Here is a 24,506-nt window from a genome sequence, read left to right as displayed (position 1 = left end):
GAATGAAACACTTAGCTCACGTAAACAAATATTTTTACAAATACCGCAAACAGCTCTTCTGGGGGGTACTCATCACAATCATTGCACGTCTTTTCTCCCTGGTCATGCCAAAGGGAGTACAGTATGCATTCAAGACGATTGAGAACTATATCAACCACCCCAACCCTGACCAACCTTTGGGGAGGTCTCTGCTATTTTGTGCGTTAATCATCATAGGTTCGGCCTTGCTTTCGGGCTTTTTTACTTTTTGGATGCGACAGCTCATTATCAATGTCTCTCGCTATATAGAGTATGACATGAAGAATGAGATCTACCAGAAGTACCAAATCCTCTCTCAGCGTTTCTATAAGCAAAATCGCACAGGCGACCTTATGAACCGCATCAGTGAGGATGTGGGTAAGGTGCGTATGTACACAGGCCCCGCCCTGATGTATAGTGTACAGACCGCAACACTATTTCTCTGTAGTATCCCACTGATGTTCTACACCTCCCCGACGCTGGCTACCTATGCCCTTTTACCACTACCTATATTGGCGGTACTTATTTATTTTATCTCTCGCAAGATCAATAAGAAAACTCTTGAGGTACAGCAGTTTCTATCAGAAATTTCCTCCTTTTCTCAGGAAGTTTTCTCTGGAATCCATACCATCAAGGCCTATGCCTTGGAGCAAGAAGCCCAAAAGAATGTAGAGGCTCTCAGCCAGGAAGGTCGCAAGAAGAACCTATCTCTATTGCGTATTCAGGCTTGTTTTTTTCCTATCATGCTGCTACTTATTGGGATTAGTATCATCTTTGTCATCTTCATCGGAGGGCGATTGTATATCAATGGCCAGATAGACTCCATTGGGGTCATCACCGAATTCAGTATCTATGTGATGATGCTTACTTGGCCTGTGGCTACCGTGGGCTGGGTCAGCAATATTGTCCAACAAGCGGAGGCCTCTCAAGGGCGCATCAACGAGTTTTTACATGAGACCCCCGATATTGAAAATACCAACCCCTCCCCTACACCTATTGAAGGGGATATCCGCTTTGAACATGTTACCTTTACCTATCCCGATACCCAGGTTACTGCCCTAAAGGACATCTCTTTCCATATCCCTAAGGGAAAAAGTATTGCTATCATAGGGCGTACAGGCTCAGGCAAATCCACCATTCTCGACCTCATTACCCGTATGTATGATGTGCAGCAGGGAGAGGTACTCATTGACGGTAGAGATATAAAATCACTCAACCTCAACGACTTGCGCAAGTCTATCTCTGTTATTCCGCAGGATTCTTTCCTCTTCTCCGATACTATAGAGAACAATATAAAGTTCGGCAAGTCCGAAGCCTCCGATTTGGAAGTAATCCAAGTGGCTAAGCTCGCACAAGTACATGACAACATCATGGATTTCAAGGATAAGTATAACACCATGCTAGGAGAGCGAGGCATATCCCTCAGTGGCGGACAGCGCCAGCGTGTATCTATCGCCAGAGCGCTGCTCAAGCAGGCACAGATTTATCTCTTTGATGACTGCCTCTCTGCGGTAGATACCGATACAGAAGAGAAGATCCTCCATAACCTTTCCCAAACGGCACAGAATACCACTCGCATCATCGTCAGCCACCGTGTATCAGTGGCTCGCAATGCCGATTATATCCTTTTCTTAGACCAAGGGCACCTCATAGGAGCAGGTACCCACACCGACCTATATGCCCAAAATGAAGCCTATCGCAACTATTATGATACTCAGATCATTAAGTGATTAGTGAAAAACAAATAGTGAATAATAAAACTTAAAACTCAAAATTATGAGACATACTCTTATACTCTTAGCAGCTCTTTTGAGCCTTGTAGCTTGCTCCGATGGCAAGCTCTCCCCCTCACAAGCCCACGACTTAGTAGAGGCAGCCTTACAGGATTCCCCTATGTATGAAACTGCTCATCTAACGCTAGGTGAGGTAAAGTACCGCACCAAAAAGGACGGGGACAAAATAAAGCAAATCAAACAATTGGAAAGCGACGATTACCTCTCCATAGAGGAACTCAAGGTAAAGAAAAAATGGCTCTCCAACGATAGTATTTGGGTGGTGAATATCAAGTGTACCGACAAGGCGCTCCCTTATGTTACCGAACTAAAAGAGACCCGTGCCAAGGTGAAAACCCTTGAATATGTACTCTCCAATGAGGTTACTGTAGAACAAAAAAACGAAAAAAGCGCCACTATCACCGCTACTTTCCAGAAAAAAGAAACTCCTTTTAGTTTCCTAAACAAAAAGGCTGGCGGTCAGGACTTTATCCAAAAGAAATACAAAGCCAAATATCGAGAAAAAGAAGGCTGGACACTCTCTAAATAATAAGGTTAGCCTCCCAACACCTAAACCCTATTACCTAATTTTACCTATGAAAAAAAGCACCTCCCTTTTACTCTTTCAAGCTCTACTCTCTGTAGTTTCGGGCATACTCATCACCCAGATGTCTCTCTTGGGGCGTATCGGTATTCATACCATGTATAGGCAATTCATGATCTTTCGCTCGTGGTGGAAAACAGCCTTGCTACTTTTTGCTGTACAGTGTCTCGTTATAGGCCTTCTGTGGGGCATACGAAAAATGGTACATCTTTCAGCGGCCAAAAAAGTCGCTTGGCTACTGCTTATAGTAGGTATTGCTGGTTTTGCTGCTACCTACTGGGATTTCTCTACCACTATGCACAAGGTAATGAAAGCCAAGTTTCACTTCGGTTTCTATCTATTTTGGATTGGCTGGTGGGTAAGTTGCTTGTACTTTATCACCATTAAGAATGAAGAACCAATGGTGAAAAGTGAAGAATTAGAAGAAAAAAGCCATTACTAACAAACTCGAAATTCAAAACCAAAAACTCAAAACTTTTTTGAGTTTTTTCTTTTTTATGTCTTATTTTTTTCGTAACTTGCACCATGGTAATTACAAAAAAAATTCTAATGAAACAATTGGTAATAGCCCTTTCTATGGCTGCCCTCCCCAGCATTTTCGCTCCTGTTAGGGCACAGGAGCAGACCTCTCCCGATGGGAAAGTCTCTCTTTCCTTCTCTCTTACTAAAGAAGGTACCCCCTCCTACAAGGTGAGCTACAATAACAAACCTGTAATTAAGGAAAGTACCTTGGGCTTCTTGTTAAAAAAATCAGAACCACTAACCAAGCAGTTCAAAGTAATTGATGCTCAAAAGACTACCTTCAAGGAAACATGGAAACCTGTATGGGGGGAAGAAAGTCAAATCCTTAACCACTACAACGAACTCTTAGTGGCCTTGGAACAAACTTCCACTCATAGGAAGATGAACCTGCGCTTTAGAGTCTATAACGAGGGCGTTGGTTTCCGCTATGAGTTCCCTCAACAGAAGGAACTTACTTACTTCGTCATTGAAGAAGAATTGAGCCAATTCGCCATGGCAGGCGACCATACCGCTTGGTGGATTCCTGGCGATTATGATACTCAGGAGTATGACTATACCCAGAGCAAACTCTCCCAAATCCGCTCTCTTATGTCTCAGGCTGTAATTAAGAATGTATGCCAAACACCTTTCTCTCCCACTGGTGTACAAACAGCCCTAATGATGAAAACCCAAGACGGCCTATACATCAATCTACACGAGGCGGCACTAGTCAATTACGCTTGTATGCACCTGGATTTGGATGACAAGAACCTTGTATTCCAATCTCATCTCACCCCCGATGCCAAAGGTGACAAAGGACACCTATACACTCCTTGCCACACCCCTTGGCGTACTATTATGGTAAGCGATGATGCGCGTAATATCTTGGCTTCTCGCCTAATCCTAAACCTCAACGAACCTTGTGCACTCTCCGATACTTCTTGGATCAAACCTGTAAAATATATAGGAGTATGGTGGGAAATGATCAGCGGTAAGTCTTCTTGGGCTTATACCAACGATCTCCCTACCGTAGATCTTGACAAAGTAGATTACACCAAAACACGCCCCAATGGCACTCATGCGGCTAACAACCAGAAAGTACGCCGTTATATTGACTTCGCTGCCCAACATGGATTCGACCAAGTGCTTGTAGAGGGTTGGAATATAGGCTGGGAAGATTGGTTTGACAACTCCAAAGATTATGTCTTTGACTTCATGACTCCTTATCCTGACTTTGACCTCAAAGGCCTCAACGAGTATGCACACAGCAAAGGCGTAAAACTGATGATGCACCACGAGACATCTGCTTCTTTACGCAACTACGAACGTCATATGGAAAAGGCTTACCAACTGATGAATGACTACGGTTATAACTCTGTAAAAAGTGGCTATGTAGGCTGCATTATTCCACGTGGCGAATACCACTATGGCCAATGGGCGGTAAATCACTACCTCTATGCCATTAAGGAAGCTGCCAAACATAAGATTATGGTCAATGCACACGAAGCTGTACGCCCCACTGGTCTATGCCGTACTTATCCTAATCTCATAGGCAACGAGTCCGCTCGTGGTACCGAATACGAAGCCCTTGAGACTGTAAAGCCTTTCCACACAACTATCTTACCTTTTACCCGCCTACAAGGTGGCCCTATGGACTACACCCCTGGTATTGTTGAAACTAACTTGGTAAATACCAATCCCGAAAACCACCACACCCTAAGTAGCACACTCGCCAAGCAATTAGGCTTATATGTTACCATGTATAGCCCCTTGCAAATGGCCGCTGACCTACCTGAAAACTACGAAAAATTCTTAGACGCTTTTGAGTTTATCAAGAAAGTACCTGTAGACTGGCAAAAGAGTGTGTATTTGGAAGCTGAACCTGGCCAATATATTACCATTGCTCGTAAAGACAAGCATAGCAACAATTGGTATGTAGGTAACACCAGCAATGAGAACGGACATACCTCAGTGCTCTCTCTTGATTTCTTAGACAAAGGAAAAGAGTACGAAGCCACTATCTATGCCGATGCCCCCGATGCTAATTACCAAGGTAATGCCCAAGCCTACACCATCAAAAAGCAAAAGGTGAATGCTAAAACTAAGCTTACCCTAAAAGCTGCTCGTGGTGGAGGATACGCCATTGAAATAGTGGAGAAAAAATAAATAACTAATGTTCAATGATTAATGATTAATGTTCAATGACTATTGTTGTTATTGGCATTAATCATTAATCATTATTGGCATTAATCATTATTGGCATTAATCATTAATCATTATAGTAAGGTTATCATATGCCAAAAATACATGTGCAGGGAGTTCTTTCTGTACTTTAGCATGAAAGCCCATGGTTTGGCTCATATGAGTGAAGAAGGTCTGGCGAGGGTGTACTTCCCTGACAATCGCTAAGGCCTCTTCTATGTTTAGGTGGGTAGGGTGAGGTGCCTTGCGTAGCGCATTGAGTACCAAAGTATCTACCTTATGCAGCTTGGAGAGTTCCGCCTCGGCTATATATTTGGCATCGGTAATATAGGCTAAGTTACCTATGCGATAACCTAAAATAGGCAATGTGCCATGCTCCACAGCAATTGGGATTACTTCCTTGCCAAAGAGCGTAAAGGGTGTCTCAGCAGTAATCTCCGTTGCGGCTACCGAAGGTGCCCCCGCATAGCGGTTCTCCGTGGCGAAGATATAGGCAAAACGTATACGTAGCTGTTCTATCACCCTAGGTAGGCCATAGATAGGCATATCCCCCTGCTTGAGTACAAAGGGGCGTATATCATCCAAGCCTGCGGTATGGTCGGCATGTTCATGAGTAAAAAGAATTGCCTCTAGGTGCTGTACCCTATGGCGCAACATCTGCTGGCGAAAGTCTGGAGCACAGTCTATATTTACATTCACACCTCCCCATGAGAGCAAAGCTGAAGTTCGCAAACGCTTATCCCGCTTATCTCTACTGCGTGCCACGGGCGTATCCATGCCTATCACAGGTACTCCTTGGGAGGTGCCTGTTCCTAAGAAGGTAAGTTTCATTAGGCTTATTTTTAATTAATTAGCCTTCCCCTCAGGGAAGAATTTATACTCATGCAAAAATACAATTTTTTCTTGATAATAGCTTTTAAAACTACTAAAAAAAATGTACCTTTGCACTTTAAAAACACTGACTGATGAAAATTACCATTGGAAATGATCACGCAGGTACTGAATATAAGAAAGTGATTATGCAGTACTTGCTATCACAGCATTATGATGTTACCAACATGGGTACCGACTCCCCCGAAAGCGTGGATTATCCTGACTTTGCACACCCTGTAGGAGAGATGATTGATAAGGGAGAGGCCGACTGGGGTATTGTTATCTGTGGAAGTGGCAACGGAGTGGCCATGACCGTAAATAAGCACCCCAAAGTGCGCTGTGCTCTCTGCTGGAATAAGGAGATCGCCGCCTTGGCAAGAGAACACAACAATGCCAATGTGATCGCTATCCCCGCCCGCTTTACAGCTGTAGAACAAGCCCTTGAGATGGTCAAGACTTTCCTTAACACCCCTTTTGAAGGTGGCCGACATGCGCGCCGCGTAGAAAAAATTTAACCACATAATATTGTTACTCCTATGATAGATAAAATCAAAGCACATATTGCCAAGGTAGAGGCTTTTGCCACTGAAAAGAAAGAAGAATTAGAACAATTCCGCTTGGAGTACCTCGGTAAAAAGGGACTACTCAATGACCTCTTTGCCAAATTCAAGGAAGTTCCTAAAGAGGAAAAAAAGGAATTCGGACAGATTATCAACGAACTCAAGAGCAAGGCCGAAGCAAAAATCAACGAACTCAAAGAAAAGCTAGGCGGACAGACCTCAGCAGCACCTGCTTATAACGACCTTACCCGTCCGGCTTTTCCTATGGAAATCGGAAGCCGTCACCCTGTGTCGCTCATCAAAAATAAGATTGTTGAGATCTTTGCCAACATTGGCTTTAGCATAGCCGAAGGTCCTGAAATAGAGGACGATTGGCACAACTTTACAGCCCTAAACCTACCCGAATATCACCCCGCAAGGGATATGCAGGATACTTTCTTTATCCAAACCCGCCCCGATATTCTCCTACATACCCACACCAGCTCGGTAGAGGTGCGTTATATGGAGCAAAACCAACCGCCTATCCGTATCATCGCCCCTGGTCGTGTGTATCGCAATGAGGATATATCGGCGCGCTCTCACTGCCTTTTCCACCAAATAGAGGGCTTGTATATCGATACCAATGTCTCCTTCGCTGATCTCAAACAGACGCTTCTTTACTTTACCAAGGAGATGTTCGGTAAGTCCAAAATACGCCTAAGACCCTCTTATTTCCCTTTCACTGAACCCAGCGCGGAAATGGACATCTATTGGGGGTTGAACAACGAAATTGACTACCGCATCACCAAGGGTACAGGTTGGCTTGAGATCATGGGCTGTGGTATGACTGACCCCAATGTACTGAAAAACTGCAATATAGACCCTGAAAAATACTCTGGTTTTGCTTTCGGCATTGGGCTGGAACGTGTGGCTATGCTACTATACCAAATAGGAGACATACGCGCTTTCTATGAGAATGATGTGCGCTTCTTAGAGCAATTCAAAAGTTCTATATAACACACCTAAACTCGTGATAAACAAACAATTATGTTCAGACATCAAGGAAAAAAGCGTTCTGCCAAGAATAACTTACAAATAGCAGTCGTACTCTCCTTCGTGGCGGGTATAGTCAATGTAGTGGGCTTCCTTTTCTTAAGTAGGCTCACAACCAATGTAACTGGGCATTTCGCTTTTTTCATTCATGATGTCTCTATAGCTGAGTTCTGGAAAGGTACCATCTACCTGTGTTATATCCTTTCCTTCCTCTGTGGCTCATTTACTTCGGGCTGGCTGATTGAAGACGCCAACTATCACAAAAGGCAAAATAAGTATTTCAGGCCTACCCTCTTGGAATGTTTGACCCTCGGTTGTGTTATCCTTTTCAATACCCTGTGGGAGCATTTTCCGCATGAGTTGACTACCTTTATGTTGCTCTATGCCATGGGGTTGCAAAACTCTTTTGTGACCAAAATCTCCAACGCAACCGTCCGTACCACCCACCTAACAGGCTTGTTTACCGACTTAGGCATTGAGCTTTCCCAATTATTCTATATCAGAAGAAACAATTATCTACAACAGGAGAAAAATATAAAAAATAGCATCAGACTACGGCTATTTATCGTTGTCTTTTTCTTCTTAGGCGGCTTTTTTGCAGGATTCGCTTTCGTAAAACTTTCCTTGGGGATCAAGACCCTTTTCTTTGCTATCGCTATCCTATTGGCTGGCCTATATTACGATGATGTCCGCTTTAGGTATCTCACCGAACGAAGAAAACACCGAGACCATCCAAGACATACCAAACACCCAAAACATCCAAAACACACACCTACTCCCCTCAATACACCCTAAGTATATGCCATTTTGTCACTTTTCAATCTTTGGCAGTACTTTTGCTATGAATAAGAATTAGTAATACAAAATAATACACCCATGAATACAGGACACACTCATAACGAAGGCGACCTCTACGCTGATGACATTCATGATGCAGAATTTCAAGATGCTGAAATTATAGATGAGGAAATACACGACAACCCTACCCCTGCTCAAGAGACTTCTTACGCACAAGAAGAACCCCAAGTAGTAGAGGCTCAAGTGCAGGAAGAAACTGAAAATCAAGACAATAACACTCAATCCGAATTTGCTGAAAAACAAGCCGAAGCAGAAAGACAGGCTAGCGATGCAGCTCAGGCCGATGAGGCTATTTCTATCTTGGAAACAGAGCTACACAAGGAAAAGGATAAGTTCATGCGGCTCTTCGCTGAGTTCGAAAACTATAAGCGACGTACTGCCAAAGAGCGACAAGAGCTACTCAAGTCAGCAGGACAAGATGTCATACAGGCTATGCTCCCTGTCTTAGATGACTTTGATCGTGCCCTAGTGGAAATCTCCAAAAGCGAGGACGAAAACTTGCTCCGTGGCGTGGAACTTATTCACAGCAAGCTCCTCAGTACCCTCCGTTCCAAAGGTTTGGAACAAATCCCTGTGGCTGCCTCCGATACCTTTGATAGCGACATACATGAGGCTCTGACCCAAACCACTGCTCCTACTCCTGAACTCAAAGGAAAAATCATTGATGTAGTAGAAAAAGGATACAAATTAGGAGAAAAGATTATCCGATACCCTAAAGTGGTAGTAGGACAATAGGCTTTCTTAGTGATTGAATAAATGAAAAAAGATTATTACGAAATTTTAGGCGTTAGCAAGACAGCTACTGCCGCTGAAATAAAAAAGGCCTACCGAAAAAAAGCATTGGAATACCACCCCGACAAAAACCCTGGGGACAAAGAGGCCGAAGAAAAATTCAAAGAGGCTGCTCAGGCCTATGAAATACTGAGCGACGAACAAAAACGAGCACAATACGACCAATTCGGACACGCAGCCTTCGAGGGTGGCGGTGGCGGTTATAGTTCTATGGAAGATATCTTCCGTAACTTTGGGGATATCTTTGGCGGACACTTTAGCGGATTTGGTGGCTTCGGCGGCTTCGGTGGAGGAAATTCTCGCTCTTATAGAATAAAAGGGGGAGATCTACGTATCCGCGTGAAACTTACCTTGGCCGACATCGTAACTGGTACCGAAAAGAAAGTAAAGGTGCTTCGTAAGGTAAAGGCCGAAGGCGCCACTTATAAGACTTGTAACACCTGTCATGGCAACGGAAGTATCGTCCGAGAGGTCAATACCATGCTCGGCCGTATGCAATCTTCCTCCCCCTGCCCTACTTGTGGCGGAAGCGGTGAAGTGATCGACAAAAAGCCCGATGGTGCCGACTCCCAAGGTCTAAAAACGGTAGAGGAAACTGTCACTATTAAGATTCCTGCAGGGGTAGTAGAAGGTATGCAGATGAAGGTACCTGGCAAGGGGAACGAAGCCCCTGGCAACAATAGTATCCCCGGAGATTTATTAGTGCTTATTGAGGAAATAGAACATGAAACCCTCAAGCGTGAGGGAGAAAACCTTCATTTAGACCTATATATAAGCATGCCTGAAGCCGTCTTGGGTACTTCCAAGGATATAGAAACAGCCACAGGAAAGGTGCGTATCAAGCTCGAAGAGGGAATCCAATCAGGAAAAATCCTACGCCTCAAGGGCAAAGGAGTGCCTAACCTCGATGGATATGGGGCTGGAGACTTACTCGTACATGTAAATGTATGGACTCCTAAAACCCTTACCAAAGAGCAGAAAAACTTCTTCCAAAAAATGATGGAAGATGACAACTTTACTCCACAACCCGACAAATCAGAAAAGAGCTTCTTTGAAAAAGTCAAAGATATGTTCTCCTGACTGACCCGTTGGCTATGGGCTAAGTTATCATAAGAAAGAATCTCTAATACTATATATGATGAGAAAAATTTTACTAATCCTTGCTTTGATTATGACTTATAATACGCAAGCACAACAACCACTCACTCCTGAGAAATTATGGGAATTACATCGGGTAAGTGGCATCGGGCTAACTCCTGATAAAAAACAGGTCTTACTGAGTGTTACCACGCCCAATGTGGCTGAAAATTCCTTCAAAAAGGAGTTTTACAAATTGGACGTCAGTGGGGGCAAGCTCATTCCAATTACTCAAGAGCAGTTGGAGAACCTCACCATTAAGTACAATGCGGACAAGACGCTTAAGCTCATACATAAGGAAGTAAAACTCCGCCCTGTATTGGGTAAGGACTTCTATAAGGAATTGGACAAATCCACAGGGAAGGTATACGAAGGCTTAGACCATCGTCATTGGGACAAGTGGAACGAAGGGGCTTATAACCATGTGTTTATTGAAAAGATATCCAATGGTACCCAAACCGATATTATGCAGGGCTTGCCTTATTACTGTCCTCAGATGCCCTCTGGCGGAGAGGAAGACTACATATGGAGCAACGATGGTAAAAAGGTTCTCTATGTAACCAAAGCCAAAGTAGGTACTGACTATGTGGTAAGTACCAATACTGACATCTATCAGTATGATATAGAAAGTAAAACTACAACCAACCTCACCGAAGGTATGATGGGCTACGATACCCACCCTTCTTTTAACAAAGATGGTGTTTTGGCTTGGCTAAGCATGAAAGAGGACGGCAACGAAGCGGATAAGAATGACCTATATATCCTGCTCGATGGTAATAAGATCAACCTTACTGCCTCTTGGGACAATACCGTTTTTAGCTACATTTGGAGCAATGACGGAAAGAAAATCTACTTTACCGCTGCTACCCAAGGTACCCAGCAGCTCTTCGAAATAGAGCCTTTTGCTAAGAACCCTACCCCTAAGCAACTCACCAAAGGAATCTTTGATATAAGTGATATCTTAGGCCAGTCAGGCGACCTCTTAGTGGTTTCTCGTAATGATATGAATAGAGCCGCCGAGATATACACTGTCAATCTCAAAGAACGTAAAGCACCCTTGGAGGTAAAACAGCTCTCTCATATCAACGATGACCTCTATAAGAACATAGCCAAGTGCCCTGTAAAAGAGCGCACTATAAAAACCACCGATGGCAAAGATATGCTCGCTTGGGTTATCTATCCACCTGATTTCTCTCCTAAAAAGAAATACCCTACCCTACTCTATTGTGAGGGAGGGCCTCAATCGGCACTAACTCAGTTCTACAGTTTCCGCTGGAATCTCCAACTGATGGCCTCTCAGGGTTATATTGTCATCGCTCCCAACCGTCGTGGTATGCCAGGACATGGAGTGGCTTGGAATGCCGAAATTAGTGGCGACTGGGGCGGACAGGTGATGAAAGACTATTTAGCTGCCATTGACGATATCGCCAAAGAGCCTTATGTAGATACTTCTCGCTTGGGTGCTGTAGGGGCTAGCTACGGAGGATATTCTGTATATTACTTAGCAGGTATCCACAACAAACGTTTTAAGACCTTTATCGCCCACTGCGGGGTATTCAATACCAAGAGTATGTACGGCACTACTGAAGAGATTTTCTTCAACCGACATGAGTTCGGAGGAGATTATTGGGATAAAGGCAATGCCATAGCTCAAAAGGCCGTTACCGAGTTCAACCCTATAGAGAAAGTGGAGGCATGGGATACACCTATTCTCATCATTCATGGCGGCAAGGACTATCGTGTTCCCGAAGAACAAGGCTTCCAAGCCTTCACCGCTGCCCAGCTCAGAGGAATCAAGAGCAAGCTCCTCTACTTCCCTGACGAAAACCACTGGGTATTACAACCTCAGAATGCACTCCTTTGGCAGCGTACCTTCTTTGGTTGGCTCAAAGAAACCCTCAAATAAGTATTCAATAGTTTGCATGGTATAATTGTAATGAAAGAAGCCAAAATCCGCGGATTTTGGCTTCTCTTGTCTCCTATGATAAGGCGAGTCTTAGTACTGCTCTAGCAGATACTTGATAAGATCGGTAGTGGTAAGCATACCTACCAAATTTCCATTTTCAGTAACAGGCAAGGCGTGGAAAGTCTGTCCTGCAAGTATCTCTGCAGCTTCCTTGATAGTAGTATCAGGTGAGATAGAAAGCGGTACCTTGGCCATTACTTGTGGAATGGTGAACATATCATACACTACACTATCCACATGCTTTTCGTCATCAGAAAGGTCAGCAAAGCTAATACGCAACAAGTCGGTGAGACTCAGTACTCCTATAAGTTTGCGTCCTTCCACCACTGGAATATGACGAATGTGGTGTTTTTTGAACAATGCCTCTGCCTCATACAAGGTCTTAGTAGGGTCTATTGTTACTACGTCTTTAGACATAATCTGGGAAACAGGAACTCTTTGTTTCATATCTTTATAATATTAATTAATAACTTTTTTGCACTACAAAGTTAATAAAAAATATTTGAATTATAGCAAAAAATCCATTTTTATTTTCCGTTTTTTTTTCGTATATTTGCATCTTGTTCTTACTTTCTACCTTTTACCTAATTTTCGATTGCACATTCTCCAGCATAGGTACAAACCCAAAGGTTCCATATTCCTCTTTGTTGAACTCATTGGCCGAAAGGCGTGTAAAAACGGTCATAATCTGCTCGCCTTTCCCTATAGGGATTACTAGCCGCCCTCCGATCTTCAGTTGTACCAGCAATTCCATAGGTACCTCTGGCGCCCCCGCAGTTACCAAAATACGGTCATAAGGTGCTTGTTCTATATAACCCTTATAGCCGTCCCCAAAAATCATTTTTTTAGGCATATAACCCATTCGCTCTAGTAGAAGTTTGGTCTTCTTGAAGAGCTCTTGTTGCCTTTCTATCGTATAAAGTTCTACCTTCAGTAGCACCAATACGGCCGCCTGATAGCCGCTTCCTGTACCTATCTCAAGTACTTTCTGTCCTGGTTGCACCTCTAGCAACTGTGTCTGGAATGCCACTGTATGAGGGCGAGAAATCGTCTGATCTGCACCAATAGGAAAGGCTATATCTTGATAAGCTCTTTCTTCAAAAATACTGTCTAAAAACAAATGTCGGGGAATGGTTCTAATGGCTTGTAATACCTTTTCATCAGAGATCGGGTACTGCGGACGCTCTGAAAGCTGTCGCGCCAAAAGATTTCGCATCCCTTGATGTCTTGCTGTATCCTTCATTTCTAATGATTAACAAATAGTGACTAACGACAAATGACTAGTGACAATAGGATTAGTCACTAGTCATTTGTCACTAGTTATTGATTTTATTCTTTCTTCTTAAACAGTCCATCCAAGAGGTTGTTTACTGCTTTTTTAGCTTGGTCTTTAGGGGCTTGTTGTTGGGTTTTAGTGGTATCGGCAGGGTTAGCTTGTGTTTTACCACCTATGATCTTACCCAAAGCATCTGTGGCTTTGTTCATGGCTTCTCCTCCTATCTTCTCGGTAATCTTGTTGGTTACTTCATTGGTTACCTTATCCATTACCTTGTCTGTTAGCTGATTGGCCTGTGCTTTGGCTACCTGTAGGGCTAGGTTATTTACCACCTGTTTCATATCGGTAGAGACCTGTGGCTTGGTAAAGTTACCTCCCATATTCACATTCACTGGAATATCCCCCAACTTCTGCTGTTCGGTAGCGGTGAGCTTAGCCAATAGAGCCGAAGCATCTGGCCCGAGCATCTTAGCCGGTACATTGAAGGTTAGTTTGTAGTCCATCGTTTGGTCAAAACCATGGGTTCCTGCTACATTGATGGTACTACCATTCCACTTAATTGTGAAAGGTTTTACTACCACACGACCATTCTCAAAGGTTACATTAGCTTTAAGGTCTTTAAGATTCAGCTTGGAGAGGTTCAGCTGGGTGAACTGTGAATCCAAGGCCGAAACAAGTGGAGAGGTTTGTTTCACATGGCTATCCAACAAGGAAGCGGAAAGGCTTCCTGAAAGCGAATTAATATCGGGAGTGAGCTCTGGAGTGAGCTTTCCTGTTACATTGATCTTGGAGCTAAAGAATCCTTCTACCACCTTGGCAATAGGCATGATCTTCTTAAGCATATCTATCTGAGAGAAAGATTCTGTAACATTGAGCTTGGTCATATCTAGATCTACAGCAAAGGTAGAGGTATCTCCCTTGGTAGATACGTTTCCTGTAACGGCTGTTTTTCCTCCAAATATATCAGTCTGTAAGTTCTGTAGGCTTACTCTTTCATCTTTGATAATAAGCTTACCTGATACATTGTTTAGGTTAAGCTTATCATAGAGTACAGTCTTTGCCTTGGCATCGAGGGTACAATCTAGGAAAGCAGGAATTTTGATAGAGGCTCCTGCGGTAGAGGTATTTGTAGTGGCTGGCTTGGTCTCAGCAGGTTTTTTCTCCTCTTGCTTAGGGGTTTCCGCTGGCGTATCGGTTTGCATAAAGTCACCCACATCTATATGGTTGGAGGCCAAGGAGAAGTTCCCTTTGAGCACTTCATTGCGCAAAGTAAAGCCATAGAAGTTTTCCAAGGTTCCCTTGATATTAAAGTCCGTTTTTCCTGTCTTGGCGTCTAGTTCGGTAAGCTCTATCTTAGCATTATTGAAGGAAAGCCCTGCCTTGTTGATATGGAAAGGCTGTAGGAATCCTGCTCCAGAATAGACAAACTTTTCCAAAGAGGCATGCCCTGCATTGCGAATACGCTCGTAAGCTTTTTTCTCTACCGATGCCATATCAAAAGAAGTAGTTATATCGGCCTTGAGGATTCCCTTTAGGTCTAAATCCATCTGTACAGGATAGGCTTTTTGGATATTCTCCAAATTGATAGTTCCTTTAAGGTCTGCATCCACAAGCATATTCCCTGTAAGGTTCCTTAAAAGGGCTTTTGCAGAGAAAGCATCTTGGTCTATCGTAAAAGCAAAACGATTGATATTCACATAAGTATCTTCCAATTTCTCTGTATCATTGCCTATCTTTACATCTATATCAATATTCTTAACCGACTTAGGCAGAGAAGGATACTTGAAAGACGCATTATTAGAGAGCATACGAATGTCCAACTTAGGAATAGTCGTAGGGGTATATTTGCCCGCTACCTTCCCGTTGATTGTAAACTCACCTGTTGTCTGTACCCCTTCTATACTCTTGGTATAAGCAGCAGGAATAAGGTCTAAACAGTTCTTAAAGGTAGTCTTAGGCGTTTTGAAACTTAGGTCATAGAGCTGACCATCGTCCAAGAGTTGTACAAAGCCATCAAAATTAAGCTCTAGGTCATTTAGTTTTAGCGTATTGTCCTTTAGCGTATATTTTTGCTGATTAAGGTCTATACCCAAGATCGCATCAAGGGTCACCACATTGTTGCGCAAAAAGGCCGTACCATCAGAGGCAAAAGACAATTTAAGCGATGTAGTAGTCTCTAAATCAAGCACTTGATTTGCAAAATTTCCTTTTCCTTTGTGATAAAGACTATCCACTATTACACTCATCTTTGAGCCATCTTCCTTAAAGGTAAAGCGCAGGTTATCAATGCTATACTCATTTAAGTCAAGAGAGAAATTATTAGGCTCCTCACTCTCTGGAGTATCCGAGGTGCTTTTAGCAATGTCAAAGTTGCCTTTGCCGGCTTCATTTATACGTACATTTACCACCGCATCGGCTATGGAGAAGCCAAGGAGTTTGTAAGGTTCATCGTCTTTCTTAAAGAGTATATCCTTAAGGTTCACCTTTGCAGAGAAATTACCCACATAGGCCAAGGTATCTCCCTCAAAAGGGGCGTTGTTAATCACCTTCAGTCCGCCTACTTCCACCGTTGCATTGGGGAAGTTCTTAAACACACTGAGGGAGAAGTCCGTAAAACTGATTTGTGCATCTACACTTTCATTCACTTTCTCCATGATTTTCTCTTTTATCGTATTCTTAAAGAGAAAAGGAATGGAAACAAGTAGCAGTATCAAGACCACAAAAATAATTCCAATAATTTTAAAAAACTTTTTCATCTATATAAGAGTTATAGGGGTTTAGGGATTAGTCATTAGTCACTTGTCACTAGTCGTTAGTCACTTGTCACTCGTCACTAGTAATTTGTCACTTATTAAGGAGTTTGTACTCCTCATAGCATTGGGTAAGAGCATCTAAGAACTGTAGGTCATTGGAGTTTTTGATAAAGTCCTTAGAATAGTTACAATGGCGAAGCAAGTCCTCCAATTTGTCTTTGTCTATACCTAAGATCTCACTAAGGCTCTCTCTATCATATTTGCTATTGAGCATCGAGCGAATCTCATCGCTTTGTTTCATTTTTTTGAGCTTTCTAAGATCTTTCTCTCGGCTGCTAAAGAGCTTATAGATAGTACCTACTGGATTTCCTATAGCTTCCAATACTTTTCCAGCCGTTGAAGGCGCTCCTGTACGAGGTTCATAGCCCAAGTCCAAACCAGAGATACTGTACTGCTTATTGGTATTGATAGGCATATACTTGGCATCTATAGCCAAATAACCTGTAAGACGATAGGGTGAAATGACCACCTCCTCCAAGGCATAGGCCAATTCCGTCAGCCCGATACGCGTGCCAGGAAAGCGAATCATATCCTGAGTCACTTTGATCTTGATCGACTTAAAACCAAGGTAAGAAAAGTGCAATGTATCATTCACCGCCGCACGAATGGCAAAATCTCCCTTAGCATTGGTGATAGCTCCTTTTACTTGATTGATATTCAATATATTCACATTATCCAAAGGCAAATTGGTCTTGGTATTGAAGACATTTCCTCGCATAACCGTCTCCTCCTGTGCCCAAGTGGCAAAGGACAAGAATAGTAGAAAAAAAAGAAAACTGTTTTTCATAAAACACTTGTTTTCAATAAATTAACAATACAACTACTCAACTTCAAAATCTGCCCCAAATATAAGAAAAAAAAATAACAATTGTCAATTGTTAATTATCAATTATCAATGCTAATAGGGCTTATGAAACCTAAATCATTAACAATTAACAATTAATAATTGACAATTAGCTGCTACTTCCTCTTTTTCCGTTTTTTAGAAAAGGTATCAGAAGCATCTTTGCGTTTAGGCGCTCCTTTTTTATCTCTTCTATCGGCTGGCTTATGGTCTCTTCTTTCCTTCTTATCCTTCTTATCCCTTTTGTCTTTCTTTCCTTTGTCTCCAGAAGATTTTTTGTTGGGAGATTTCTATATGAATGGAGCGGTTGTCCATCTTGAAATCAGCAAAAGTGTCCAATACCAGCTGGGTCATCTCCGCTTCGGTATTGAAGAAGGAAAAAGTATCCTTTACATCTACCTTGAAAATGTCGTTCTTGCCCAAGCCTATGTTCTCCCTAAGGAAATCCTTGAGCAAGCGCCAGTCGTAACCATCGCGCTCCCCTATATTAATAAAGTAACGGGTCTCTCCTTCGGTAGAGAAAGACTTGCCTTCTGTGGTTTCCGCATTAAGGTCTTTGGACTTACTGTAGTAGTTGTAAAAACGATTGAATTCCACCGCTACCATACGCTGAATAAGCTCCTCACGGTTCAGACCGCTTAGCACATCATAGATCGCTGGCAGATACTCATTCACGGCAGGATTCACCTGGGTATCCTTAATCGTATTGGCCAAATGGTAGAGCTGTATCTCACAGATTTCCATACCACTAGGGATAGACTTGTACTCAAAAGTCTTTTGGATAATCTTCTCAATCGTCTTGATACGCTTGGCTTCACTCTTGGTAAGGATCACCATGGAAACGCCCGACTTGCCTGCACGCCCTGTACGACCACTGCGGTGAGTGTAGGTCTCTATCTCGTCAGGGAGTTGGTAGTGAATCACATGGGTAATATCATCCACATCTATCCCACGGGCAGCCACATCGGTAGCCACGAGCATTTGGATTTGCTTAGCTCGGAAGCCCTTCATCACCAGATCACGTTGGTTTTGGCTTAGGTCGCCATGGAGGGCAGCTGCATTGTAACCGTCCTCTATCAGTTTCTCAGCTATCGCTTGGGTATCACGCTTGGTACGGCAGAAGACTACAGAGAAGATAGACGGATTGGCATCGGCCAAGCGCTTGAGTGCCTCATAGCGCTGACGACCATTGACGATATAGCATTCGTGGAGTACGTTGTTGGAGGCTTGGTTCTTGTGCCCTATGGTAATCTCCTTGGGCTTATACATGAACTCTTTAGCGATTTTGGCCACCTCGGCAGGCATTGTAGCCGAGAAGAGCCAAGTATTTTTTCCATCAGGTGTTTCGGATAATATAGAGCAGATATCCTCATAGAAGCCCATATTGAGCATCTCATCAGCCTCATCGAGTACACAATAGCTGATATGAGCGATAGAAGCCAGTTCGCGGCGCATCATATCCTGCATACGGCCAGGGGTAGCCACGATAATATGCGCCCCTTTCTTAAGGCTACGGGCTTGTTCCTCTATACTTGCCCCCCCATAAATGGCTACAATATGCACCTGTGGCATATACTTGGCATACTGCTTTAGCTCGGAAGCAATTTGCAAACATAGCTCACGAGTAGGCGCCAAGATAAGTCCTTGAGTAATACGCTGGGAGGGATCAATCAGTTGAAGAAGTGGAAAACCAAAAGCAGCGGTTTTTCCTGTTCCTGTTTGTGCCAGTGCTACCATATCGGTAGGTGCTTCAAGCAATACAGGGATAGCGGCTTGTTGTACCTCAGACGGACGCTCGAAGCCCAAGTCATCAATCGCTTCGAGTAGGGGTGCGCTTAGCCCCAATGTTTCAAATAAATTCATACTAATAGTAATAGGGTGCAAAGATAGAAATTAATTATCAATTACACCCTAATAATTTAGAAAATATATTTTTGCTATGCCTCTTGCAGGATTTGCTCCAACTGCTCCTTACCCGTACGCCCTTCGTACTGGCTGATAGGTCTGTTCCACCACGAAGTATTGGGGTGCGGGATACTCCGCGCCTTGCTGAGCAACCCACTTGCTTGCTGCTTTTGAGCTGTCCGCAAAAAAGACTCATGGGCTTTTTTACTGACAAAGACAATCAAATCAGGGCTATATTGGCTATCCAAAGCACACAACTGCTCGAAAGAACGCAACTCCTCCGCCTCCCCTGCCACTACAATGCTCTCCCCACTTACCTCCGCAGGGCGTAGAAAGTAGTTGCTAAAGGCTATATATTCAAGGGCTTGTGGATAATCCCCCTTGTCAAACACTGCTCCATACACGCCACCTATATGTCTATAGATAGCATGGGAGGGATTTTTGTAACTGCTCTCTATCACATCATGCCGTATAATCGCCGCTGTATTGAGCCAAGCCAAAGCCTCCTTAGTAAAGCCGTAGCTGGCGGTACTCCGCTCATACCACTCCTGCCCCACCTTATGGTCATAAGCCTCTGGCAGATAGTGGCTCTCTCCCTGAAAGAGCACTTTCAAAGGAGCTTTTGTATAATGCTTCCCTACAAAGGGAGCTAATTCAGGGTGAAGGTTATAGATCATTTTATCCTATTTTATCCACTTTCAGCGCTGTCTTGAGGCTTGTAAAGATACGACTTACATCAATCCCATACACACGCTGGAAAGCTGCTATTACATCTTTTCCTCCGTTTACAAATACAGGGTTGGTAACTGATTGGGTAAGTACCTCCACCTGCATTCCTGACTCCAATCGCAAGCCATTGCTTACTACTGTTCTTGTTACTGTTACTCTATATAAAGGCATTTTTATATGGTTTAAAGATTAATAATATTCTATTCTACAATTTCTATATCTTAATTTCATTCTACTTTAGGTAGGAACTTTTAATCTTATCTTTCAACAATGAACAACTTAACAAAAGTATTAAATACAATATATTGAAAATATAGTTAAAAAAAAGTATTATAAATATAAAAATATCCTTCAAAGTAAAGAAATGTAGAAGTATAAACAAAATATGAACAATAAATCCTAATATCCATAACACTAAATTAACTTGACCTATCACAATATTAATTCTTGATGGAGAAAAAACACCTGCATTTGTACTGAAAATTTTTTCATCTATAGGAATATTATATTTGAATTTCCCCATTACAAATTTTTCTTCTATTTGGAATTGATTTCTCTCAAAATCAGTTATTGCTCTTTCATAAAGTTCATAATGAGCCTTCGATCCTTTAAACATATAAATCCATAGCTTAGAAAAAATTATACTAACAAAGCATACAACTAGACAGAGAAAATGATATTTAATATTACATTTTTCTATTAGAGAAAAGAGTAAAGCCGCATACCCAGTAAAACATAATGTCAAAATAGGACCTAAAAAGATACTTTTCTGCCACAGATTATTGATTTCTAAATCCCTACATCTATATAGATTGTCTAAAATCATTTTTTCTTTTTCTAACTCATCACTCATAACCTTTTACTTTATAAATTTCCTTCCAATTCCTTTACTCTCTCTTCACTAATTCCCAAGGCCATTGCCAAGCGGTTAAGCAAGCGACGTTCTTTCTCAGATATAGCCCCATCTTGTAAGGAGTTTTTATACTCTGATAAGTATTCTTGTTCTTCAGAAGTCAATTCTTGACCTGCAATAGCTTGTGCTTCAAGTTCTTTTGCTCGTTCAGGAGTAATATTATAACGTTCACGGAAACGCTCCAAGATTGTACGCTCACGCTCATCTATCACCCCATCATCTTCCAACATAAAATGTATCTCTTCCAAGTAGCGAGCCTCGTTATCATTAGGAGCTGGAAGCTGAACAGGTGTTTGTATTACTTCCTCCGCTTTTATATCAATAATCTCAGTCTCTTCAGGAAACTCTTTCATAGGTTTGAACTCTACACTGATACGACAACTAAAATCCCTATTTTGTTTGATTTCTTTTTCTTCTTGGTAATGAACCCCAGCTTTTACAGATGTAAATAACATTTTTAATTCTGCATTCACATCTACTATTTCAGAGCTACTTAGCGTTTGTGTTTGTGAAGATGATAATACTTCATTATGAGTAAGAAAATTTCCATTTAATCGTTGTTGTGCTAAACGCTGCCAAGAAAATTCATTAGGAAACCACACTACATCCTTAGGAATATAAGGTCTTTTTTCAGGATCAAAAGTCTGAGTTCTCTCCATTTTTAGATAATTACGTAGAGAAGAGTTCATAAGATTATCATAGTCTACCCCAACTTTCCCTCCTATAATTTTTGCCTTTGCCTCAGCTTCTGCTTTAAGGTTAGAATGATTCTTTTCTTCCTTATTTTCTTCCTCTATAGTTTCAAAAGTTATAGATGTTGCACCCAAACATTGAAGTATATAGAAAAATTCATTTAATCTGTCATTAAGTAATTCATAATCATAATTTTCTATAGGCAAATAACTATCTGTTTTATAAGGATGTGCAATATAAGTTTGATTAACTTTAGGATGAGACATCGGAAAGTTGATTGCAGGCAATTGACCTATATTGAGTAAAGTAATATGATCTGATTTAAAGAGATCATCAGTTTTAGAAATAGTAATAATTTTACGTTCACGAAGTGGTAACTCTATAAAATTATTAATAAAAAGATTATAATTTCGATTTCTATTCCTCTCAACATACAAAATTTCTTCAAAAGGCTTATCTTTCATTAATTCTTTAAGTTTTTTACACTTTAAAGAAACTTCATAGTAATTATGTTTTATTTCATTAATTAAAAGCTCTATATTTAAAAGATAATAATTATAAACCTTTTTTTGCAGACTTCCTCTACAAGCTTTTTCCAATTGCTGAAATCTACCAAATTCAAACAAAGCCTCCTCCCTTTCTCCTTTTAATATTAGTATTTTTATCTTATGATAAAAATAAGGATATGAATAGTCTATAAAAGATAAGAATTCTTTATTTTCCTCTATAAAAGAGAGAGCATCTATATATTTTTCTCTTTTCTCATAATGATCAATTATTTCCTTAACTTTACAATAATCTTCCCAAATACCTTCCTTTTTCCACAAATTAAGCATGTCTTTTAATAAAAATCCAACTTCCTCATTTATACTTTCATCTGTAGTATCACTACTATTTATAAATGGAAAATCTATTTCGATCTTTGTTCCTAATTCTGATAAAACTGAAAACTTAAAAGACCTAAAAGAAGTAGTTGATATATCACTAATTCTACTCCATTCTATTTCTTCCCATTCTTCATTTTTTCTAAAGAATAGCTTATCCTTTGTTATGAAGAAACTTGTACCTATCTTCATAAAAAAAGGAATATTACCTCCTAAATTACATTTTGTTCGGTACTCTCCCTCTTCTTCTTCAGGCATAAGTTTTCCTGATAGATCTCTTAATCCTTTTTGAGATTTACTTAAATTAAAATAATATACAAACTGGTTTATTATACCTAATTTGTATCTTTTTTCTGCTTCTTCTTTATATTTTTTTAAAATTGCTATGATTTGCTCTTCTTTCAAAGGAGTTTTGTAGTGCCCACCAAATATATCTCCAAATTTTTCAAAGATTTCTTCCATAGTAATATTTTTTTCTTCTATTGTTTTTATTTTATTTCCTAAAAAATTAGCCTTATTAGTTGAATCTGCCTCTGATAAGTTTGAAGATATATCATTTAAGAGTTTATTCAAATCATATGCTGTGGGATAATCTGCTGAAGTTAAGTAAATTCCTTTTACAGGAGCATCTTGTATATTATCTCTAAGTTCTTCATAGATCTTTTTCAAAGTAGTTTCTTCATCTACCCCTGTTTTCTTATTTCTCTCAATAGAATAATCTATTTTTGTCCTTACTGCATAAATAGCTATTGATGGTTGTATTTTAGCTATCTCCTTAATTAAGAACAAATCGTCTTCATAAAAGCAGTCTGAAGTTACTATAATCAAACAATCAGAATCCTTGATTCCCATTTTTTCTATATAAGTCTCTCTTGGGAATTTTTCTGTTGGATAACCTGGTAAATCATAGAAGAGAAATTCTCCTTTTTCATAAGGTTGCCCAACTTCCATGGTTGTTTCCGTTACTCCTACTTCTGCAATTCTTTCACCTACAATCGCATTAATTAAGGAGGATTTTCCTGCACCTCTTCTTCCTATTATATAGCATTTTATTTTTTCAAATTTTGGCATTTTTTTGTTTTTTAAGTATTTTCATTTTATATTCAGTTTCAGTTTTTTAAAATTGTATCTTTAGTACACTATAGTATGTATTTTTAACCAGCCACAAAAATACAAATTTATCTTTATTTTTACACACTTTCATATGTTAAATTTTACATACGTTGATAAATTCTTTAACTCTCTAAAGTGCAACCATTTGAGCCGATACCCCTTCGCTGGTCGGTCTTCTTTTGGCTGCCCTATTCCTCCTCTCTAAAATACGCCTCAGGGTTATTAAGAAAAGTTTTTGTAACGATATAGTGCTCTACTTGTTCCAAGGGTGTGCGTTCATACCTGTCTCTGTGATTTCATAAATAAAGGCTCCTGGCATGGCCATCAGTATGGGCGAGTGGGTAGCGATGATAAACTGGGAATCCTCCCGCTTGAGGTGCTCCCTAATAAGGTAGATCAGCGATAGCTGGTGTATAGGGGAAAGGGCGCTCTCTGGCTCGTCAAAGATATAGAGCCCCTGCTTCTTCGTCCGCTCAGTGATGATATGCAAAAAGGCTTCTCCATGGGAAAAGGACGAGAGTTTCTGTCCGTAATTCCACATCATGTTCTTGTACTCTCTGGTATTGTTGTTCACTGCCTCCAGCATACGAGAATGGGGTAATTCCTTAAAGGCCTCATAAGCCCATGACTTGGCATAATCATCTACTTTGGCTACATAATCGCCAAAGTCCTCTGCCCGAAAGAAAAAGCCTTTGACCTTTCCCTGATTGTATAACTCCAATTGCAAGCATTCCGAAAGGCTTTCTATAGGCTCAAAGGACTCTTGCATATAGTCCAAATAGCTGTCTATACGAGGCAAACCCAATTTGTAGGCTATACTCTCTATCAGTGTGGATTTTCCTACGCCATTATCTCCTACGATAAAGGTTACTGCCTGCCCCATATCTATATGCTTGGCATAGCGTACGGCATAGGTGTTATAGGGAAAACTCTTGGTTCTCTCCGTTTCTATGTGTAGTGAGCGTATATACATAATATCGTTTTTTATCTGGGACAAAATTACAACCCCTATTGGTCAAAC

Annotated in this window: 20 protein-coding genes and 1 pseudogene; 10 read left to right on the top strand and 11 right to left on the bottom strand. The window is 41.2% G+C overall.

What is annotated here, in order from left to right:
* Positions 1-2: 2 nt before the first annotated feature.
* From HMPREF9331_RS01390 to HMPREF9331_RS01375, 4 genes are all read left to right on the top strand, one after another.
* Positions 3-1,748 carry an ABC transporter ATP-binding protein gene (locus tag HMPREF9331_RS01390; protein ID WP_016419397.1) on the top strand — a complete coding sequence of 582 codons (1,746 nt, stop codon included), beginning with the start codon at positions 3-5 and terminating at the stop codon, positions 1,746-1,748.
* Between the two features lie 46 nt (positions 1,749-1,794).
* The gene (locus HMPREF9331_RS01385) at positions 1,795-2,340 is read left to right on the top strand and encodes a hypothetical protein (RefSeq protein ID WP_016419396.1); all 546 of its coding nucleotides are present in this window, start codon (positions 1,795-1,797) and stop codon (positions 2,338-2,340) included.
* Between the two features lie 46 nt (positions 2,341-2,386).
* On the top strand, positions 2,387-2,836 hold the full coding sequence (locus HMPREF9331_RS01380; RefSeq protein WP_009641567.1) for a hypothetical protein: 450 nt from the start codon (positions 2,387-2,389) through the stop codon (positions 2,834-2,836).
* A gap of 107 nt (positions 2,837-2,943) precedes the next feature.
* Complete coding sequence (locus tag HMPREF9331_RS01375; RefSeq protein ID WP_016419395.1) at positions 2,944-5,061, top strand: glycoside hydrolase family 97 protein; 2,118 nt, start codon at positions 2,944-2,946, stop codon at positions 5,059-5,061.
* Between the two features lie 96 nt (positions 5,062-5,157).
* Here the strand turns inward: HMPREF9331_RS01375 and HMPREF9331_RS01370 are convergent, their stop codons facing one another.
* Positions 5,158-5,928, bottom strand: coding sequence for an MBL fold metallo-hydrolase (locus tag HMPREF9331_RS01370; protein ID WP_016419394.1), 771 nt, complete (start codon positions 5,926-5,928; stop codon positions 5,158-5,160).
* 134 nt (positions 5,929-6,062) lie between these two features.
* On the opposite strand from HMPREF9331_RS01370, the gene rpiB reads away from it, so the two are divergent.
* The 6 genes from rpiB (at position 6,063) to HMPREF9331_RS01340 (ending at position 12,255) form a co-directional block, all read left to right on the top strand.
* Positions 6,063-6,485, top strand: coding sequence for a ribose 5-phosphate isomerase B (rpiB, locus tag HMPREF9331_RS01365; protein ID WP_016419393.1), 423 nt, complete (start codon positions 6,063-6,065; stop codon positions 6,483-6,485).
* 21 nt (positions 6,486-6,506) lie between these two features.
* Positions 6,507-7,526: a phenylalanine--tRNA ligase subunit alpha gene (gene pheS / locus HMPREF9331_RS01360; RefSeq protein WP_009641589.1), complete on the top strand. Its 1,020-nt coding sequence runs from the start codon at positions 6,507-6,509 to the stop codon at positions 7,524-7,526.
* A 30-nt stretch (positions 7,527-7,556) separates the two neighbouring features.
* Entirely contained in the window at positions 7,557-8,357 is an 801-nt protein-coding gene (locus HMPREF9331_RS01355) for a YoaK family protein (RefSeq protein WP_016419392.1), read from the top strand.
* Positions 8,358-8,438: 81 nt separating this feature from the next.
* Positions 8,439-9,155, top strand: a complete 717-nt coding sequence (locus HMPREF9331_RS01350) for a nucleotide exchange factor GrpE (protein WP_016419391.1) — start codon at positions 8,439-8,441, stop codon at positions 9,153-9,155.
* A gap of 21 nt (positions 9,156-9,176) precedes the next feature.
* The gene (dnaJ, locus tag HMPREF9331_RS01345) at positions 9,177-10,292 is read left to right on the top strand and encodes a molecular chaperone DnaJ (protein ID WP_016419390.1); all 1,116 of its coding nucleotides are present in this window, start codon (positions 9,177-9,179) and stop codon (positions 10,290-10,292) included.
* A 58-nt stretch (positions 10,293-10,350) separates the two neighbouring features.
* On the top strand, positions 10,351-12,255 hold the full coding sequence (locus HMPREF9331_RS01340) for a S9 family peptidase (protein WP_016419389.1): 1,905 nt from the start codon (positions 10,351-10,353) through the stop codon (positions 12,253-12,255).
* 90 nt (positions 12,256-12,345) lie between these two features.
* Here the strand turns inward: HMPREF9331_RS01340 and HMPREF9331_RS01335 are convergent, their stop codons facing one another.
* The 10 genes and pseudogenes from HMPREF9331_RS01335 to HMPREF9331_RS01290 all read right to left on the bottom strand — a co-directional run bounded on the left by HMPREF9331_RS01335 (position 12,346) and on the right by HMPREF9331_RS01290 (position 24,458).
* Positions 12,346-12,762, bottom strand: coding sequence for a CBS domain-containing protein (locus HMPREF9331_RS01335; protein ID WP_016419388.1), 417 nt, complete (start codon positions 12,760-12,762; stop codon positions 12,346-12,348).
* 133 nt (positions 12,763-12,895) lie between these two features.
* Positions 12,896-13,558 (bottom strand): protein-L-isoaspartate(D-aspartate) O-methyltransferase, encoded by a 663-nt coding sequence (locus HMPREF9331_RS01330; protein WP_016419387.1) that lies wholly within the window; start codon positions 13,556-13,558, stop codon positions 12,896-12,898.
* Between the two features lie 86 nt (positions 13,559-13,644).
* Complete coding sequence (locus HMPREF9331_RS01325; RefSeq protein WP_016419386.1) at positions 13,645-16,347, bottom strand: AsmA family protein; 2,703 nt, start codon at positions 16,345-16,347, stop codon at positions 13,645-13,647.
* A gap of 88 nt (positions 16,348-16,435) precedes the next feature.
* Complete coding sequence (locus tag HMPREF9331_RS01320) at positions 16,436-17,191, bottom strand: carboxypeptidase-like regulatory domain-containing protein (RefSeq protein WP_009641572.1); 756 nt, start codon at positions 17,189-17,191, stop codon at positions 16,436-16,438.
* 173 nt (positions 17,192-17,364) lie between these two features.
* Positions 17,365-19,111, bottom strand: a pseudogene (locus HMPREF9331_RS01315) (DEAD/DEAH box helicase).
* A 74-nt stretch (positions 19,112-19,185) separates the two neighbouring features.
* Positions 19,186-19,830, bottom strand: a complete 645-nt coding sequence (locus HMPREF9331_RS01310) for a hypothetical protein (protein ID WP_016419384.1) — start codon at positions 19,828-19,830, stop codon at positions 19,186-19,188.
* A 1-nt stretch (position 19,831) separates the two neighbouring features.
* Positions 19,832-20,053: a DUF6140 family protein gene (locus HMPREF9331_RS01305; RefSeq protein ID WP_009641552.1), complete on the bottom strand. Its 222-nt coding sequence runs from the start codon at positions 20,051-20,053 to the stop codon at positions 19,832-19,834.
* A 61-nt stretch (positions 20,054-20,114) separates the two neighbouring features.
* Entirely contained in the window at positions 20,115-20,735 is a 621-nt protein-coding gene (locus HMPREF9331_RS01300) for a RipA family octameric membrane protein (RefSeq protein WP_016419383.1), read from the bottom strand.
* A gap of 11 nt (positions 20,736-20,746) precedes the next feature.
* Positions 20,747-23,443, bottom strand: coding sequence for a GTPase (locus HMPREF9331_RS12540; RefSeq protein WP_016419382.1), 2,697 nt, complete (start codon positions 23,441-23,443; stop codon positions 20,747-20,749).
* A gap of 295 nt (positions 23,444-23,738) precedes the next feature.
* A complete protein-coding gene (locus HMPREF9331_RS01290) occupies positions 23,739-24,458 on the bottom strand; it encodes an AAA family ATPase (protein WP_016419381.1) in 720 nt (239 codons plus the stop codon).
* Between the last annotated feature and the right edge of the window lie 48 nt (positions 24,459-24,506).

The organism is Capnocytophaga granulosa ATCC 51502 (assembly GCF_000411115.1).
Taxonomy (GTDB): domain Bacteria; phylum Bacteroidota; class Bacteroidia; order Flavobacteriales; family Flavobacteriaceae; genus Capnocytophaga; species Capnocytophaga granulosa.
This window is presented reverse-complemented; position numbering and strand designations above follow the sequence as displayed.